General features: G+C 59.2%; 10 protein-coding genes. 4 read left to right on the top strand and 6 right to left on the bottom strand.

Annotated elements, in window-relative coordinates; all coding sequences use genetic code 11:
* Positions 1-4 precede the first annotated feature (4 nt).
* From XI04_RS06030 to rfbC, 5 genes are all read right to left on the bottom strand, one after another.
* Positions 5-6,670: a DUF4082 domain-containing protein gene (locus XI04_RS06030; protein ID WP_271608099.1), complete on the bottom strand. Its 6,666-nt coding sequence runs from the start codon at positions 6,668-6,670 to the stop codon at positions 5-7.
* An 87-nt stretch (positions 6,671-6,757) separates the two neighbouring features.
* On the bottom strand, positions 6,758-7,660 hold the full coding sequence (gene rfbA / locus XI04_RS06025) for a glucose-1-phosphate thymidylyltransferase RfbA (protein ID WP_080670220.1): 903 nt from the start codon (positions 7,658-7,660) through the stop codon (positions 6,758-6,760).
* Positions 7,569-8,558, bottom strand: coding sequence for a dTDP-4-dehydrorhamnose reductase (gene rfbD, locus XI04_RS06020; RefSeq protein ID WP_271608100.1), 990 nt, complete (start codon positions 8,556-8,558; stop codon positions 7,569-7,571). The genes rfbA and rfbD overlap by 92 nt, the downstream gene beginning before the upstream one ends.
* Before the next feature lie 7 nt (positions 8,559-8,565).
* Positions 8,566-9,624, bottom strand: a complete 1,059-nt coding sequence (gene rfbB, locus XI04_RS06015; protein WP_152103155.1) for a dTDP-glucose 4,6-dehydratase — start codon at positions 9,622-9,624, stop codon at positions 8,566-8,568.
* A gap of 10 nt (positions 9,625-9,634) precedes the next feature.
* On the bottom strand, positions 9,635-10,192 hold the full coding sequence (gene rfbC, locus XI04_RS06010; RefSeq protein ID WP_028143636.1) for a dTDP-4-dehydrorhamnose 3,5-epimerase: 558 nt from the start codon (positions 10,190-10,192) through the stop codon (positions 9,635-9,637).
* Positions 10,193-10,489: 297 nt separating this feature from the next.
* Here rfbC and XI04_RS06005 point away from each other — a divergent pair, with 297 nt between their 5' ends.
* From XI04_RS06005 to XI04_RS05995, 3 genes are all read left to right on the top strand, one after another.
* On the top strand, positions 10,490-12,823 hold the full coding sequence (locus tag XI04_RS06005; protein ID WP_038970407.1) for an AAA family ATPase: 2,334 nt from the start codon (positions 10,490-10,492) through the stop codon (positions 12,821-12,823).
* Positions 12,824-12,918: 95 nt separating this feature from the next.
* Entirely contained in the window at positions 12,919-15,018 is a 2,100-nt protein-coding gene (locus tag XI04_RS06000) for a hypothetical protein (protein WP_050995559.1), read from the top strand.
* Positions 15,019-15,164: 146 nt separating this feature from the next.
* A complete protein-coding gene (locus XI04_RS05995) occupies positions 15,165-16,634 on the top strand; it encodes an exopolysaccharide biosynthesis polyprenyl glycosylphosphotransferase (protein WP_038970425.1) in 1,470 nt (489 codons plus the stop codon).
* A 55-nt stretch (positions 16,635-16,689) separates the two neighbouring features.
* Here XI04_RS05995 and XI04_RS05990 read toward each other — a convergent pair whose 3' ends face one another.
* Positions 16,690-17,055: an H-NS histone family protein gene (locus tag XI04_RS05990; protein WP_028143633.1), complete on the bottom strand. Its 366-nt coding sequence runs from the start codon at positions 17,053-17,055 to the stop codon at positions 16,690-16,692.
* A 679-nt stretch (positions 17,056-17,734) separates the two neighbouring features.
* Between XI04_RS05990 and XI04_RS05985 the strand changes: the two genes are divergently transcribed.
* Positions 17,735-18,118, top strand: a complete 384-nt coding sequence (locus XI04_RS05985) for an H-NS histone family protein (RefSeq protein WP_028143632.1) — start codon at positions 17,735-17,737, stop codon at positions 18,116-18,118.
* The last annotated feature ends 98 nt before the right edge of the window (positions 18,119-18,216 follow it).

The following is an 18,216-nucleotide window of genomic DNA, read 5'->3' as shown; positions in this document are numbered from 1 at the left end:
TCTCCTATGCTGCTAGCTGCGGCCTGAAGAGGACGTCAACCGCGTAGCTCGTCGCGTTGAAGGTGTTGGTGGGGAAGAGGCTTCCGGATCCGTATGCATAGACGCCGTTTCCGCCGCTGGACGCGGATGACGGAGCGGTCAATGGTCCGTTGGTTACCGAACTGGCAAATAGATTCGGATCGTCCGAGTAGTTTCCCGCAGTGTGGTAGGAGGCGATATAGGTCGTGCCCGCCGTGATGGTGACCGGCGTCGCGAAATTGACCTGCTGCCAGCCGCTCGCCGTCTCATTGGTAAATGTGGCCGTCGCTAGCAGGGTCCCGGTGCTGCTCCAAAGATCGGCGACGTGAGTGCCGGTATTGGATGGTCCCTTGTAGAAACGCAGCCCCATGACGTCGCCAGTGGTGGACGCCTGGAACTTCATACCGAGCTCAACCGAATTCGGATCATTCACCGTCACCACGCTGGGCGTTGGATTCGAGCTGAACAGGCTTACGGTGCTTGCTGACGGCGCGTGAACGGTCACGGTCGCACTTGCGCTCGCCGTCCCGCCTCGACCGTCCGAGATCGTGTAATTGAACGAGGCCGGTCCGGTGTAATTGCTCGCCGATGTGAACGTCACCGTATTGTTCTGGGTGCTGAAGCTAGCGGTCCCGTTGACGGCCCCGCTGACCCCGGTGATTGTTAGCGCATCCCCGTTAGGATCGGTATCGTTTGCGAGGAGTGCCGAACCAGAAATGCTGAGTGGCACGTTTTGGGTGGCGTTGAAGCCGCTGTCGTTGTTGGCGATCGGCGGCTGGTTCGTGCCGCCACTCCCGTTGCTGAACAACACATCGACCCAATAGTTTGTCGCGCTGAATGTACTGGTTGGAAACAGATTGCCTGTTCCATAAGTGTACACACCATTGTTGCTCGCGGGAGCCGTGAGCGGCCCGTTCGTGCGTGCGGCGGTAAAGTAGTTTGACGTCGTCGCATAGCGTCCGTTGCTGTGGAAGCTCGCCACGTAGGTGGATCCGGCCGCAATCGAGACGGGGCTGCTGAATGTGAGGGTTTGCCAACCGCTGCTGGTCTCGTTGGAGAAGGTTGCGCTCGCGAGAAGCGTTCCCGTGCTGCTCCACAGTGAGCCGGTGTGAGAGCCGGTGTCGTTTGCACTCTTGTAGTACTTGATCCCGGTAATCGTGCCGGCAGCGGAGGATGTGAACCGTACGCCGAGATTGACCTGAGATGTGTCGGACGTCGAGAGCACCGAAGGCGTATCGGACGCCGAGAACAAGCTGACCGTCGAGGAGGCCGTGCCCACTGCTATGTTGAACGTCTCGCTGGCCGTGAGTCCGCCGAGATCAGTCGCGGCGGCCTTCACACCGAGCGTGCCGACGTCGGCCGACGCCGGCGTGCCACTGAAAGTCCGGGTCGACGCATTGAAAGCCAACCAGGCGGGAAGCGCCGAGCCGTCGGCCGCAGTTGCCGTATAGGCGAGTGAATCCCCGGAATCCACATCGGTGAAGGTGCCGGCCGGCAGCGTCAGCGAGAAGGCCGAACCAACCGTTGCAGTCTGGTTGCCGGTTTGGGCCGCCAGGACCGGCGCATCATTGGCGCCATGAATGGTGACTGTGAGCGTAGTCGACGATGTTGCGCCGGCGGCGTCACGCATCGTGTAATTGAACACGTCCGTCAGCGTGGTAGTCGATAGCCGCAAGGCTTGGATGGCAGAGTCAGTTTCATTGACGGTATAGGTGAAAGCACCCGAAGCATTGAGCACGAGACTTCCGTGCGCTCCATTCAGCGCCGAGCCCAGCGTGCCGGAAGTCGAACCGAAGCTGACCGCAGTCACGGCCTTCGTATCGCCTGCGTCCGGATCGGTGTCATTGGTCAGAACGTTTCCCGTGGCGGGTGAGCCGCCGCTGCCGTTACTGACACCGCCCTTCTCGGTCGCGTCACCCGTGTCGGCGACGGCGGTTGGCGGGGCGTTCGCGGTCGTTGTCACGACAATATTGAACGTTTCGCTCGCGGTGAGGCTGCCGAGATCCGTCACAGATGCCTTCACACCCAGCGTGCCGACATCCGCTGACGATGGCGTACCGCTAAAGGTTCGAGTTGATGCGTTAAAGGTCAGCCAGGCGGGAAGTGCGGAGCCGTTCGCCGCTGTCGCACCATAGGTGAGTGAATCGCCGGAATCGACGTCGGTGAAGGTGCCGGCCGGCAGCGTCAGCGAGAACGCCGAACCCACTGTCGCGGTTTGGTTACCGGTCTGGATCGCCAGCACCGGTGCATCATTGGCACCGTGAATGGTGACTGTGAGCGTGGTCGAGGATGTTGCGCCGGCGGCATCACGCATCGTGTAATTGAAGACATCCGTCAGCGTGTTGTTCGCAAGCCGCAGCGCCTGCACGGCGGGATCCGTCTCGCTGACCGTATAGGTGAAGGTCCCTGAGGCGTTGAGCACGAGGCTTCCATGCGCGCCATTCAGCGCTGAGCCGATCGTGCCGGAGGTCGAACCGAAGCTGACCGCAGTTACGGTCTTCGTATCGCCGGCGTCCGGATCGGTGTCGTTGGTCAGCACGTTTCCAGTGGCGAGCGAACCGCCGGTGCTGTTATTGACGCCGCCCTTCTCGGTGGCGTCGCCGGTGTCGGCCACGGCGGTCGGCGACCTGTTCGTAGCGGCGGATCCATTGAAGACCACGTCGACAAAGTAGTTGGTCGACTTGTAGACGTTGGCCGGGAAGACGGTCCCGGTTCCGTAGGCGTACACTCCATTCCCCGCCGCTGGCGCGGTCAACTGGCCGTTCGTAACTGAGCTCGTGAAGTAGTTCTGAGTGTCGGAATAATTTCCGTTGGTGTGGTAGGACGCGACATATGTCGTTCCCGCGGAAATGGCGATCGGGCTCGCGAAACTGACCTGCTGCCAGCCGCTGGCCGTCTCGTTCGCGAAGGTCGCCGTACCAAGGAGCGTTCCCGTCGAGCTCCACAGATGCGCGACATGGGTACCGGTATTCGACGATCCCTTGTAGAAACGAAGGCCGGTTATCGTCCCGCTCACAGAAGCGGAAAACTTGACTCCGACCTCGACGGAGCTCGTATCACCCGAATTGGCCACGCTCGGCGCGGCGTTTGTGGCGAACAGGCTTTGCGCGGAGACGGGATAGTTGACGTTGAGGAGAACCTGGCCGGTTCCGGTGGCCTCGCTCGTGTCAGTGATCGTATAGGAAAATTGCGCCGATCCCGCGAAATTCGCGGTCGGAGTGAACGTCACTGTCTGAGCCTGAGCGTTGTAGCTTACGCTACCGTTGATTGGACTGCTCACGCTGGTGATCGAAAACGACAGGCCGGCCGGATCCGTATCATTGGCGAGCAGCGCCGATGCCGGAATGGTCAGAACACCGTTTTCGGTTACATTAAAGCCGCTGTCATTGTTGGCCTGCGGCTGCTGGCTGGTATTTCTGAAGACGACATCGACCCAATAATTCTGAGCCTTCACAATCGAAACAGTGTTCGGGAAGAGCGGTCCGGGACCGTAGGCATAGACACCGTTGAGGCCGCTGCCTGTCGCCGTCAGCGCACCGTGCGTATGGCCGGCATTGTCGAAATAGAAGTCGGTCGTAGAGTACTGACCGGCATTCGTGTGATAGGAGGCGATGTAGGTGACCCCGGCCTGCACATGGACCGGTGTCGCGAAATTCACCTGTTGCCAACCACTCGCGCTTTCGTTGGTGAACGTGGCGCTCGCAAGCAGTACGCCATTCGTCGTCCAGAGATCGCCCAGATGCGTCCCCGTGTTCTGCGGCCCCTTGTAGAACCGAATGCCGGTGATATCGCCGGACTCGGCGGCGACGAACTTCACACCCAATTCTACAGCGCCGGCGTCGTTGGTTGTGACTACGGCCGGCGTATCGGTCGGATTGAAGATCGTCAGGTTCGACGAAGGCGTGACGGTGTAAGCAACGCCCTGGCCAGCCGTCTCGAGGTTCAGGCTGTCGTCCACCGCCCGGCTCTTGATGTTGTACTGGCCGGAAGCGCCAGCGGAGAATGTATACGACCAGGTCACATTCGCGATGCCGACTCTGCTGCTGGCGGGATGCCACGTCTGTCCACTGTCTGCCGAGACTTCAACACCGCCGATGACGCCGCCCGCATCGCTCGCCGATCCGGTGACGGTAACCGACTGGCCCTCCGGGATGCTGCCGGCCGAGACGTTCGTGACGGTGGATGTTGGAGCAGTGTGATCAGTCGATTGGGAAGCAATTACCAGACTCGCTTGCAGCGTCGCGGGTTGCACGCCCATGTCGGCGAGCACATTGACCGTTGCTTGCTGGACGTTCGGATCAATCGGCGTAGCGGACCCAACCACCTGGTCGTGATCGGAGGCGAGGCCCCACGACCAGAACACCGTGCCGGCCCCGAAAACAAGGGCACCGCTGACCGGGTCGCGAAACTCGACCAGATTATGAGTTGCTGTTCCGTTGCCCGTGGTGTTGCCGTAGTCCAGGAGATATTGGCCGGTGATCTGCAGCGTCGAAGACGACACATTTACCAGTCCAGCCGGACGGAAGCCGTTATCAGGCGACGAATCCCACTCATAACCGAGCAGATTCTGTACAAGCGAGGCGGTTTGGCCCACCGGCGTATTGGCAACCGACGTATTGCGCCAGAAGCGCAACTTCGTCATGTCGTACGGAATCCGGATAATATCCGTGCGATCGGAGTCCACCTGAAATACCTGGCCGGTGAGGGCGTTGGAAGGGATTCCCGACAGGCCTCCAGTCGACGCAAAGCGCGCGTCCATGAAGGTGCCAGTCGCCGTTCCAGTTGGGTCGATCAACTGATTGGCGTGGGTGTCCTTGTACGAGATCAGGGTGCGGTTGGCCGTCTGGCTGGCATCGATACTGGGCGCGAGTCTCGTTTGCCAATACACTTCGTTGCCACTGAGAAACATCAGATTGACGCCGGCACGGCCGGCCGCCTGGACGTTGGAGAACTGGCTGTCGGTCCAATATTCATCGTGACCGACATCCATGTAGACTTGATGGTTGAGCAGGAGTGATCCGCTGGTCGCAGCGTCGATGCCGGAGATATAGGAGACGTCGTATCCGTTCTGCTCAAGCCAGTAGATCGCCGGATATTCCGCCGAGAACACCATATCGTTGGCGGTGCCGTACAGACCACCGTCACGCGTCGTAATGGGGCGGTTGTAGCTTACGGCATAGGCCGAACCGTTGATGCCAGGTCCGTTGCCGGTGTAAAGATTGGCTCCGCCCCAGGGGTTGTAGGCTTGCCACGTCTGATCAGCCGTCTGAAATACCACAGCGCTGTGCGACGCATCGTTGCGGATGACGAATGGAATCTGGAAGATCTGCGTTCCGTCGATGACGTTGGCGATGTACACGCCAGAAACGGCGTCAGTCGGTATGCTCCATGAGTCGGTCACGCTCCAGTTGCCGGCGTCGACGAGGCCCGTCGATGCGTTCTTCAATGGCGCCGGCTGCACAACCGAAGTTGCGGCCTGATGCTGTACGGTCGTAATCAGTCTGGCGCCGTTGCCGCCGTAATAACCCAGCCGGTAGATATCGATACGATAATTCGGATTGCCCGTCTGGTTGTTGATCTTGAATTGAACGGTGCCGCCGATGTTGGTACTTATCGCTGTCGTGAACCCCTGGATTTTCGTTGAGTCCGCGCCAGGGTCGATCTGCCAGATATTTGGCGCTGTGCCTTGTTTCTGATTTTCCAGGACGATCGGGTTCGTGACTGGGTCTGCAACGAGCGTGCCGCCCTGCCCATCACTTGCAAAGGTCCAATTTGAGTCGTTCCCGGAGAACAGCAGAGTGACATTGCCGACTCCATTGCTGAAATCGACTGTGCTGATGTTTGAGCCCAGGTCGTAATGAACGGAGGCCGACATCGTCGACGTGAAAGCGAAATCCCTGAGGTCGATCAGATTGCCGGTTGAAAGCGGTCGGTCCGGCGACGAGCTCCCGATCAGGCCATGAAATTGGGCGGAGCGATCGAGAACCAGGGTGCCGACGTCCGTCTCGAACGAGACGGTTATTCCGTAAAACGAACCGTTCACGAGCTGTCCGGAGACCGAGCCTCCGATCTCGAGTGCCGATTTGTCGGAAATCGCGAAGGCGCCCGACCCGCGGACATCACCTTTGAAGTCCGCTGCGGCAACCCCCTCGCCGCCGGGTGATCCGACCTTGATGCTCCCGTTATTTATGGCGTTACCTTCCACCACGAACGACGAGTCTTCCCCGAGCGCGATCGTCACACCTGCTTCAACGATCAAACTGCCCACATCGACATTGGCTCTGGTCGTGACAACATAGGATCCAGGCGCGCCAATGAAGGCGCCGTGCGCCGCCGTCGGAATACCCGCACTCCAATTCGTGGCGACATTCCAATAGCCGCCGCTCGAACTTATCCAATGTGTCGTACCGGCTCGCGAACGCGAAGACGCGGCCACCGCTCGCAGATCGGAGCTTGAGGAGAGTAGCGAGCCGAGGCTGTCCGGGCGCGTCAGGGTGCTGGTCGTCCTCCACAGCCAAGCAGCGTCTCTGCTCCGGATCGCATTCCAGAGGGGCGCACCGAGCAAGTCAGCATCTATCTGGCCGAAATCACCCTCTTCCGGGAGGAGCGGCCTTGCCGGCCGATGGAAGACGCTCGCCTTTTGATTCAACATGGCCAGCCCTCGAGCTTCGCAAGCGAAGTATTTAATTTAAAAGAACCGCGCCGGTCAATTAATTAAATCGGAAATAATAATTTTAAATCAGCCATCGATTGCGACGCCGGAGCGCGCCCCGGGCAACCGCAGGATTTCATTGAGGTATCTGCCGTATCCGCTCTTCTCCAGCGGCTGAATCAGTCCAAGAAGCTGATCTTCATCGATGAATCCCTGCCGAAAGGCGACCTCCTCGAGACAAGCCACCTTCATGCCCTGTCGTTTTTCAAGCGTCTGCACAAAGGTCCCTGCGTCGAGAAGCGACTCGACCGTGCCCGTGTCCAACCATGCAAAGCCCCGTCCCATGCGCTCGACGTGGAGAGCGCCGGCCGCGAGATAGCGCATTTGCAGATCGGTGATCTCGAGCTCTCCCCGCGGCGACGGCTTGACACGGCGGGCATATCGCACGACCCGGTTGTCGAAGAAATAAAGACCGGTGATCGCCCAGTTCGATGTCGGCTTTCTCGGCTTTTCCTCGATTCGTAGTGGGCGGCCCGCCTCGTCGAACGTAACGACGCCATAGCGTTCGGGATCGCGCACGTGATACGCGAACACGGTTGCGCCTTCCTCGCGGGCTGCCGCCCTTGTGAGAAGTTCGCGCAAGCCGCCGCCGAAGAAGATATTGTCTCCGAGCACCATTGCGACGCGATCGGTTCCGATGAAATCGGCACCTACGATGAAGGCTTCCGCCAGGCCGCCGGGACGAGGTTGCTCCGCATAGCTGAGGCTAATCCCCCACTGGCTTCCATTTCCGAGCAATCGCTCAAACTGAGACCGGTCTGCCGGGGTCGTGATCACCAGGATTTCGCGGATTCCTGCCAGCATCAGCGTCGACAGCGGGTAGTAGATCATCGGCTTATCATAGATGGGCAGCAACTGCTTGCTCACCACACGCGTGATCGGATAGAGCCGCGTTCCGCTGCCGCCAGCCAGGACTATTCCCTTCAGCATCGGTGTCTCCTTTTCCGACAAGTTGGTCGAGACAGGTTTCGAGAGAGTGGCGCCAGGCCGGCAATCGAATTCCAAACACGCGCTCCACTTTGGACGAGTCCAGGCGGGAGTTCAGGGGCCTGCGCGCAGCGCAGGGGTACTGCTCAGTCGTGATCGCTTCCAGCGCCGGCGGCCGCACTCCACGACGGGATAAACCATCGAAAATTGCCTCGGCGAAGCCGTGCCAGCTCGTTGTTCCCTGGCCGGACACATGGAAGATGCCTGCCGCGATGCGGCGATCATCTGTGATCGACCGCTCTGCGATCTTCAGGAGCGCTGCGGCCAGCTCCGCTGCTGACGTCGGGCTTCCGTGTTGGTCGCAGACCACCCTTACGATTGGACGCGTTTCGGCCAGCCGCAACATCGTCCGAACGAAGTTGCTGCCTGTTGCGCTGTAGATCCAAGACGACCTGACGACAGTCGCGAGAGGATGCGCCGCCAGAACGGCCGCCTCGCCGGCCAACTTTGACGCGCCATATGTGTTCAACGGCGCCGGAACGTCGGTCTCGTCGTAAGCCTCGCTCTTGGCACCGTCAAAGACGTAATCCGTCGATAAATGCACAAGCGGAATGTTTCTCTGCCATGCGACATCCGCTAACGCAGCCGCACCATCGCGGTTGACACTGAAGGCTTTTCCGACTTCCGACTCTGCCCGATCCACAGCCGTATAAGCCGCGGCATTAATGATCATGCAGGGGGCGATCGAGGCGACCGTCCTGTCGATCCCGTCCCGGACTTCTAGGTCGAGCTCCTCACGTCCGAGGGCCACTGCAGATAGGCCGCTAAGCGCAGCGAGATCACGAAGGCAACTGCCCAATTGGCCGTTTCGACCAGCAATCAGAATCGGTCGTTCGATCATGGCAACCTCAGTGGCGGGTGGCTGGGAGACCAAGGCGCGCGCCGTCGTAGACCATATTGCGAGCCCGCGCCCACCAGGCGCCGCTGGCCAGATACCATTCCACCGTGTCGGCGAGACCTTGTTCGAAGCTTCGGGTCGGCTGCCATCCCAGCTCGCTGCGCGCTTTGGACGCATCGATTGCGTAACGTGCGTCGTGTCCCGGACGGTCCGGCACAAACGAGATCAAGGATCGCCTCGCTGTCGGCCCTGGACGTAGTCGATCAAGCACGTCACAAATCTGGGTGACTACCTCCAGGTTCGAGCGTTCGCTATCGCCGCCGAAATTGTACTTCTCTCCGGCCCTGCCCTCGAACAGCAGCCTGATCAGGCCTGCGGCGTGATCGTCGACATGAAGCCAATCGCGCACATTGCTGCCGTCGCCATAGACAGGCAACGGCTTGTGCTCAATCGCGTTGAGAACCGTCAGGGGAATGAGCTTTTCCGGGAATTGGAATGGTCCGTAATTGTTCGAACAATTGGAGACGATCACCGGCAAGCCATAGGTCTTATACCAGGCGAGCGCGAGGTGGTCCGAGGCGGCCTTGCTCGCCGAATAGGGTGAACTCGGCCGGTAAGGGGTATCTTCCCGGAAGCAGTCGACCGGCCCCAATGAACCGTAGACCTCGTCCGTCGACACGTGAATGAACCTGAACTGACTTCGCCTCTGGCTTGAAAGCCCGTCGTAATATCGTCTGGCAGCTTCCAGTAGAGTATAGGTACCGACGATGTTGGTGCTAACGAACGCTGCCGAGCCTGTAATCGACCGATCGACATGGCTCTCCGCTGCCAAGTGGATGACTGCGCTTGGCTCCCACTCGTAAAACAAGCGAGTGACCGCCTCCTGATCGCAGATGTCATGCTGCTCGAATCGATAACAGCTGGTACCTTCGATGGATGCCAGCGAGGCCAAATTGGCCGCATAGGTCAACTTGTCGACATTGACGACCGAGGCACCGGCTTCCAGCACCAACTGTCGACAGACCGCAGACCCGATAAATCCCGCTCCTCCGGTCACCAGGACACGCATGCCACGCCCTCTATTCAAACACTGAAGCAAGCTGGTCGAAACGGGGAAGCGCCCGATCCTTCGGTGAAAGCTGGGCCGCCGAGGCCCTCACCGGCCACTCGATAGCCAATTCCGGATCGGCCCAATGGATGCCGGCGTCGTGGTCCGGAGAGTAGACCTCGTCGACCTTGTAAAAGACCGTAGTTTGAGGCTCGAGCGTACAGAAACCGTGAGCGAACCCTTTTGGAACGAGCAACTGCTCGTCAGTCTCGCTATCCAGTTTGACCGAGACGTGCCGGCCGAATGTCGGCGACCGCCGCCGAAGGTCGACCACCACGTCAACGATCGCTCCCCTTAACACGCGAACCAGCTTGGTCTGCGCGAAAGGAGGCTGCTGGAAGTGCAATCCGCGAACCGTCCCGACTCGCTCCGAGCAGGATTGATTGTCTTGGATGAAATCGTGAGAAATTCCTCTTTCGGCGAAAGCAGAGCGACGAAACGTCTCGCAAAAATAGCCGCGCGTATCGGAAAAGCGTTTCGATCGGACCAGCTTGACATCCGGAATCGCCAAACTTCGCACTTCCAGCATGACCGCACGCTCCGATAAGCGGCGCTAGCGCCCGGACGGTCGGCCTATTCTCCCCATGTCCTCCCAACTGAGCGGCGCAGCAGACCAAGTCCGCCTCGCTCAGTTCGCGACAAATATCGGGTTTAATCGGACGCCGGCCCTTCATCGAGTTAATTTCCAGACAATTAATGCCTGAGCCAGATTTAATTGGCAATACAAAATTTATCAGATATATTATTTTAAATACGGCCGCGGATTCGAATAACGCCTACGGCCCCGTGCTCCCGCGCGACTGTCAATAGCCGAGAGAATTGTCCGATGCTTCAGACCAATACGCTCCAGACCGATGGGGCACGTCTGCCCTCCTCCATGCCAATGCAGGCTGATCGCCAAGACGCCGCGGGCATCGGCGAGCTCATTAAATTGGCGCTCGTCTTTATAAGGCGGCAATACCTCGTCATCATTTTCACCACCGTCCTGGCAGGTGCCGCCAGCCTCATATACCTCCGACTGGTCTCGCCGGCCTATACGGCGCAGGTTCAGGTCCTGTTCGAAAACCCGAGGGCACAATTCCTCCAGAAGCAATCGTTGCTCTCCGAACCGATCGTCGATGTCACTCAGATCGAAACGCAGCTGCAGATCATCAAGTCGCAGGCAACCGCTGCGGCCGTGATCAAGCAGCTAAAATTGGGCGATCATCCGGATTTCAAGGAGTCCCGGTCGCTGCAGTCCTGGCTACTGAGCTGGCTTCGACGATGGCGATCGAATGCGTCGGAAGCTGCGCAATCTGCCGCGCCAGAGCAACTCTCAGAAGCCGCCATTGCGAGCTTTCTGGATCGCCTATCTGCAGGTCGAGTTGGCTATAGTCACGTTATTGAAGTCAACTTCACCTCGAGCGATCCAGCGCTAGCGGCGGAAATCGCGAACGCAATTGCCAAAGCCTACATCAACGATCAGCTCGACGCGAAATTTGAAGCCAGCCGCACTGCAACAAGTTGGCTGCGGGAACGGCTGCGAAACCTCGGTGAGGAGGCGTTGACCGCCGAACGTGCCGTTGACGCTTACAAATCTCAGAACAACATCGTTTCGCCCGGTGGAAAACCGATCGACGAGCAGCAGATCACGGAACTCAATACTCGGCTGGCTACCGCCCGTGCGCAGAGTTCGGAGGCTGCGGCCAAGCTGTCCCGCTACGAAACTCTCCTCGGCACCGACCCGGCAAAACCATCCGCGATGAGCAATCTGGATGCCATCGGCTCCGACGCGATGAACAGTCCAATCATTACGTCGCTACGCCAGCAATATCTCGAACTCTCCAGGCGTGAGGCCGAGTTATCGGCACGCGTTGGGCGCGATCATCTGGCGGTCGTTAACGTCCGAAACAGGCTCCGTGAATTTCGGGTCTCCATTCTAGACGAGGTGAGGAGACTTTCCGAGATCAGCCGCAGCGAAGCCGAACTCGCAAAGCAACGGCAGCAGGAGATCGAAAAACGTCTGTCCGTTGCCATTGCGCAGTCGCGCCTCACGAACTCGGCAGAGCTGACGATAAGAGATTTGGAAAGTCGAGCAAAAAGCTTGCGGGCCCTCTACGATACCTTCCTTCAGCAGTACATGGGCTCGACGCAACAGGAGACCTTCCCTATCTCTGAAACCCGGGTCATCTTCCCCGCCTCCGCCGCTCAAACCAAGAGCAAACCGAAGACGAAGGTCGTGCTGAGTTTCGGTCTTCTGGGTGGCCTCGCGCTGGGACTACTGCTCGGTTTCGTGAGAGACGTAATGGACCGCGTTTTCCGTACCTCTTCCCAGCTCGAGGCCGCGCTGGAACTGCCGTGCCTGTCTCTCGTGCCAATCCTGAACTTACCCAAGCCGCAGAGGCCGTCGGCCCGGCTTCAACAGACGCAGGAAGACTCGAGCCAACGAATACTTTCGACCGCTCCGGACATTCATCGCGCCGTCGTAGGCATGCCCCTGTCTCGGTACACGGAGGCCATCCGTGCGATCAAGATTGCGATCGATCACAGCCCGGCAAAGACCCCCAACCAGGTGATTGGCCTGACGTCAGCTCTCCCAAACGAAGGCAAGACCACGATTGCTGCTTCCGTGGCGCAACTCATCGGACACAGCGGGAAGAAGGTCATCATAGTGGACTGCGATCTCCGGAATCCATCGCTCTCGGCCCGTCTCGTCCCGAAGGCGGTGGATGGCATTATTGAAGTCATGAACGGTGATCGCCCACTCGAGGAGGTGGTATGGCGGGATCCGAGGACAAATCTTGCCGTTCTTCCGGCCGTTCAACGCGGGCCCGTACTTCACTCGAGCGAACTTCTGTCCGACAGCGCGATATGCAAGCTCTTTGATCGCCTGCGACAAAGCTATGACTATGTCATTGTAGATCTTCCGCCGCTGAGTCCGCTTGTCGACGTACGGGTCACGGCGCCTCTGATCGATTGTTACGTTCTCGTCGTCGAGTGGGGACGCACCAAGATCGAGGTCGTTCAGCATGCACTGCACACCGCCCCGACGATCTCGGACTCGCTGATCGGCGCAGTCTTGAACAAGACGGACATCAAGGCAATGGCGCGATACGACACCCATCGAAGCGACTACTACGACGACAGTCACTATGTTCGTTACGGTCTTTCGAGCTCTTGAGCGGCCCCCTCGCCGCGCACCATCACGATTTGCGCGTTAGACGGTCTGCCGATCGGAGCATCCGGAGGAACGTCAAGCCAGAGAGGTGACGTGGTATGCTCGTCAGGTTCCTGATGCTGGCACTCGTTGTGTCCGTCGCAGCAGCTTTTGCAATGCCCGAGATCCCGCAGCAGCGAGCTCTATCCTCTGCTCTCCTCGCGACGGCGGTGCTGGCAACCGCAATCTTCGCCTCATCCTCCGCAATCGCGAGTCTGGTACGGCGGTCAGGACTCGTTCTCATCCTCATTCTCGCTGTACCGGCGATTTACATGGCCGTCCAGCTCGCGCCAGTTCCTGTCCACGGCCTCGGCAATCCGATATGGGAAACGGCATCGGCCGCCTTGAATGCTCCCCTCGCCGAACGGCTCACGGTGGACGTCCGTGCAACCGTGCAGGCATTCTTGCACTACAGCACTGCCGTCGCCCTCGCGCTCATCACGACCGTCGTCGCGCTGGACAGACAGCGTGCGTGGCAACTCCTCTCCATGCTGGTCGCGATCTCGACGATCGTCAGTGCGTACCTGCTGTTGCGGCAGACGATCGGAGCGGACGGTTTCTCGCGCGGCGATACTCCTGTCCTCGCAGCGACCGGCGCAGTCCCGGCAGTGCTGGGGCTGGTGCTGTCCGCAGCGATGATGACCCGTGCGTTCGAGGACCGCCGCCGTGTCAAGCAACGCCCATTTCGAGTGGCAACGACCCCTTGGTTCGCACTCCTCGCGACACTTCTCTGTCTGTCGGCAATCCTCGCCAGCGGAGACGGGATGGGAACGGCCACAGCGGCATTGCTCGGAGTGGGAATCGTGCTCGCCGCGTTCGCGATCCGGAACTGGTTCTCTGGGGTTTGGGGTATCGCGAGCGTCCTGGCCACGGCTGCCGTGTTGTTTCTGGCGGCCTTCACCCTCATGCCAATAAGGCCTAATGCCGATCTGACAGTCGCCCTGTCCGAGCACCCCCCGGGGGCGACTGAGCGGATGTTGCAGGATGCCGGCCATGCCGGCTCCGGCGCGGGAACCTACGCGGCATTGCTGCCAATCCATCGCGATATTGCCGCGCCGTTGTCACGAGAGCGCCCGACGGCTGCCGCGGCCATCGCAATCGAGATGGGCCGCCCCTTTCTGTACGGCGTGTTGATCGTTGCGGTGGTTGGCGCCGGGGCCTTGCTCAGATGCTCCCTGCGGCGAAGGCATGACTACGTCTACGCGGCCATTGGCGCCGGCGCTGCGACTTCGTTGGTTGTGCTGGCCTTGGTCGAAGACGGCATTCTCGAGTTCGGCGCATCGCTGTTGGCTGCCGCGCTGTTCGGACTTGCGGTCGCCCAAAGCCGGCGTGATACAGGAGCCGTAACCGAGCAGTCGCGGTCGGCGCGGCCCGTCGTTGGACTGGATAGTCCGGGCCCGGCATGCGCGCCAATACGCTCATATGGGATTGGCAATGCATCGATGCGTATTGGATTGGGCTCCATCGCAATCGCGCTGATCGCGCAAACGGTCTGGCTGCTCGCTCAGCCGTCGTATCCCGGCGGTTTGCCGGTTGAAGCGCTCGTTCCCAATGATGCCTCACGCCAAGCACTTCTGAGAGTGCTGCCGCAGAACTCACTGCGCAGTGATGGCGATTTGCGGTCTGGGAGACCCGCTCCCGCCCCACAGCCCGCGGCCAATGGAGCAGCAGCCTCAAGACCGGAGTTCGGAGTCCATCCTGCCGCGCCGACTGTACTGGCGCAGGCACTGCGGTCCTCGCCATTACGAGGGGATCTTTGGCTCATGCTTGCGGCACTGTCGAGGGAACAAAGATCGGTCGAATACGACGTCGCGGCCTTGCTGAAACTCTCGTACTACACAGCTCCAAACGATCTGGCCCTGCTTCCGCTACGACTGACTGCCGCTCTCGGCGAGGCTTCGGTCGTCAGCGATCCCGAATTGCGTGAACTGGTGCAGCGCGACGCCAAGATTGCCTTTGCTAGGCAGCCCGCTCTTCGACCCGCTCTCATTGCAGCCTATCAATCGGCGTCGGCGGAGGGGAAGGCCCTGGTGGACAATCTGATTTCGGAATGGGATTCAGCAGCTCTTCAAAGCATGCGCAAGGAAGGCCCGATCCCGGGACCTAAAGCGGATCCACCTTTGCCGAGCCGGACATGGGGTCGAGGGGCGGCGCGGTAGTTCCAAACCCGTTCCGCTTCGATGGGCAGTTCTTCGAGCACGCGCCAGATCCGAAGAGCGTCATTTGGTATCATTTAAATTATGATATTTTGCTTGATATATTCAATATTAATAATAAATTAAATACGAATTCCGAGTGCCCCGCCATGAACTTCGTGAACCGGCACCTCCCCGATCGAAACGATACGGCTCGTGTCAGCCTCGAGCCGTCGGTGTCCTCCAGGCATAAATGGCCCCTCCGTTATGATTGGATCGAACCTGTTGCACTCTGTGCCGATATCGCGACGATTTTGTTGGCCAGCATCGTCTCCACATTACTGTACCGGCTCCAAAACGGGCAAGCTGAGGGAGACCATGGCAACGCATTTGGCTTAGCGCTGGTCAGCGCAGCTTGCGTTGCATCCGTGCTGAAGGCTCAAGGTCTTTATCGCCCGATTGAGCTCCTCGTCCTCAAAAACCAGGTTCGGGCCGTCTGCGTGACGTGGGCGTCATTGCTGCTCTTGATTTGGGCCGCCGACGGCTTTGCAATTCGGCCGGGCGTATCTCAGGAAGCAGGCCCGCTCTTCGCCATCCTTGGCCTGTGGTTGCTTGTAGCCGAGCGATGGGCTGTCAAATCGCTGCTGATAAGAGGCCTGAGCGAAAGAAGATTTGCCAGCACGAATATCGTTCTAATCACGGACCAGCCGCTTTCGAAGAATGCCGGCCTACCGGAAACCTTGGCTATGCATGGATATTGCATCCAGGGGCGGTTCAGCCTGCCGCCCATTGGGTTCGGTCCCGCCGGTCGCAAGCGCCTCACGTCTCGCGTAATCGACCACATTCGCAACGCTCGGCTCGACCAGGTGGTGGTCGAAGCCAGCCCGGAGCGATGGCCCGAGCTTCGGGCATTTGTTGCCGAGTTGCGGGTACTGCCGTTTCCGGTCATATTCGTGCCGGTCGGCACAACAGCCGAATTGCTACGACATCCTACGCGCAGCCTTGGTAGTGCCGTTTGCGTGGAATTGCAGCGCGGTCCCCTTACCCCGTTCGAGTGCGCAACCAAGCGAATCATTGATATCCTTGGCGCGGGGCTCGCCTTGGCGGTATCCGCACCGCTGCTTGCGCTTGCCGCAATCGCAATCAAGCTGGATTCTCCCGGCCCCGTGTTCTTCCGACAACAACGCTGTGGTTTTAATGGTCGGACATTCTTGATCCGCAAATTTCGGACCATGCACGTGCTCGAGGACGGCAGCGTGATAGTTCAGGCCACCCCGGTCGACCAACGCATCACCCGCGTGGGCAGATGGCTGCGTCGGTCTAGTTTCGATGAATTGCCGCAACTGCTGAATGTGCTTGAGGGCAGCATGTCGCTGGTGGGTCCGCGCCCCCACGCCTTGGCCCACGACGGACAGTTTGACAAGCTCGTGCGAAACTACGCGTTTCGTCGCAGGGTCAGGCCAGGACTGACCGGATGGGCCCAGATCCACGGCTGCCGCGGCGCAACACCTACAGCGTCCATGATCGAAGCACGTGTACAGTACGACCTCTGGTACGTCGACAATTGGAGCCTTCGGCTGGATCTCGCAATCCTGTTGCAAACTCCGATGGAGGTCTTGCGGGGCCGCAACGCCTACTAGGCTCGATCCCCGCTCAAAGTGCGAAGCTGCGCCGACCTGCTGGCGTAACGACGTCTCACGCCCGCTGCCGAAGCTTCGGAGTCGCTGCCCCTATGCGAAACTCCTCGATCCGTCGGCCGGATTTCATGGCAGCAACCAACCACCGCGGCCGCTTGCCACGTCCTGACCAGGTTTCAGAAGTCTGGGGGTTGCGGTACTTCGGCAGCACACGCGGATATTTACGCCTCTGCTTGCCGGTCGGGGAGACGGCCGGCCCGCCTGTTTCGAACACGGCCATTCCCCCTCCGAGAACCGCCAGGCGCTTCTCCAGTTCCTGCTTTTCCGCCTTGATCCGATCCGACAAAATGCCGCTAATTTCCTCATGAAGCGACCATAGATCGTCCAGAGACATCGCTTCTAGTTCGAGCTTCTTGGTCGACATGCTAGCATCCTGTAGTTGCGCCCATTTAATATTGTCCCGGTCGGCTAATCAAGAACCAAGTGGTCAGCTTAAACAAAAATATGTGGAACCGAACGGCAAGTTCGTGCTCCACATAACTGCGCCGCTGGTTCTAATCAAGACAAAAAAATGAACTTATCCGCTCAATTTAATAGTGGCCAAAGTAACATTACGCGCCTTACGTGCACCGATGCCCCGACTCAAGTGAAGAACGACACGTTAAGCCGGGCCTGGGATCAATCTGCCACGCCGCACTTTCGACAAATATGCTCGGCATCCGAGGCCGCGTTGCATCGTTCTTACCCTCGGCAACAGGGAGCGTACGACTCAGTTACCCTCAGCGCGAGCCATCGCAGCTGGATTTGTGGCTTCAAGCCTGGATATCAATCAATCTAGCCGCGGCAGCGATGAACCGGCCGATCGCTTCCTGAAGGGCGCCCCAGAGGGCAATCGTAACATCCAATGTTTCTCGTCTGGCTCGCATTAAAAACTGATGAAAATAATCCTCGCAATTAATAATTAAATAATATATTATTATTTATTGTCACGCCAATTTGAAAGACCAGCCTTGGACCTATCCGTATTTTGCGCTCGAAAACGATACTCGGCGTGGAGATGACAAGGTAGTCGGGAGCGTGAGTTGAACGGTGACGAGAATGCTATGCGCAGGCAAGATCTCGAAGCCATGGATTTTGAAGAACTATGGCTCCTCCACGAGGAGCTAACAAAGATTCTTGCTGAAAAGATCACGGCCGAAAAGCGGGAACTGGAGAAGCGCCTGGCGCAACTCAATCAACCGGAACAGGTCGGTGGGCCCGAAAGCGGGGCGGCAGAGATGGGCCTAGGCCAGCCTCCCCGCCGCAAATACCCAAAGGTCGTACCGAAATACTTCAACCCTCTCAAACCGACAGAAACTTGGTCCGGGCGTGGCAAACAGCCGCGCTGGCTGGTCGCCGCACTACAATCCGGGCACACATTGGAGGAGTTCAGGATTCACGAGAACGGTGAAGCCTCCAACCAGAATGCTGGTGGTCAGGGGCACTGATTGCCCTACCACTGCAAATCCCCGCATGCGCAAAGTCGTTGGATCCAGGGAAGCTGGCGCCCGGTCGGAACCGGCCAATTGAGGTCGTTCGCTTCGGA

The organism is Bradyrhizobium sp. CCBAU 11430 (assembly GCF_028128855.1).
Taxonomy (GTDB): domain Bacteria; phylum Pseudomonadota; class Alphaproteobacteria; order Rhizobiales; family Xanthobacteraceae; genus Bradyrhizobium; species Bradyrhizobium ottawaense.
The sequence above is the reverse complement of the archived record's forward strand: the minus strand, read 5'-3'. Positions and strand labels throughout refer to the sequence as shown.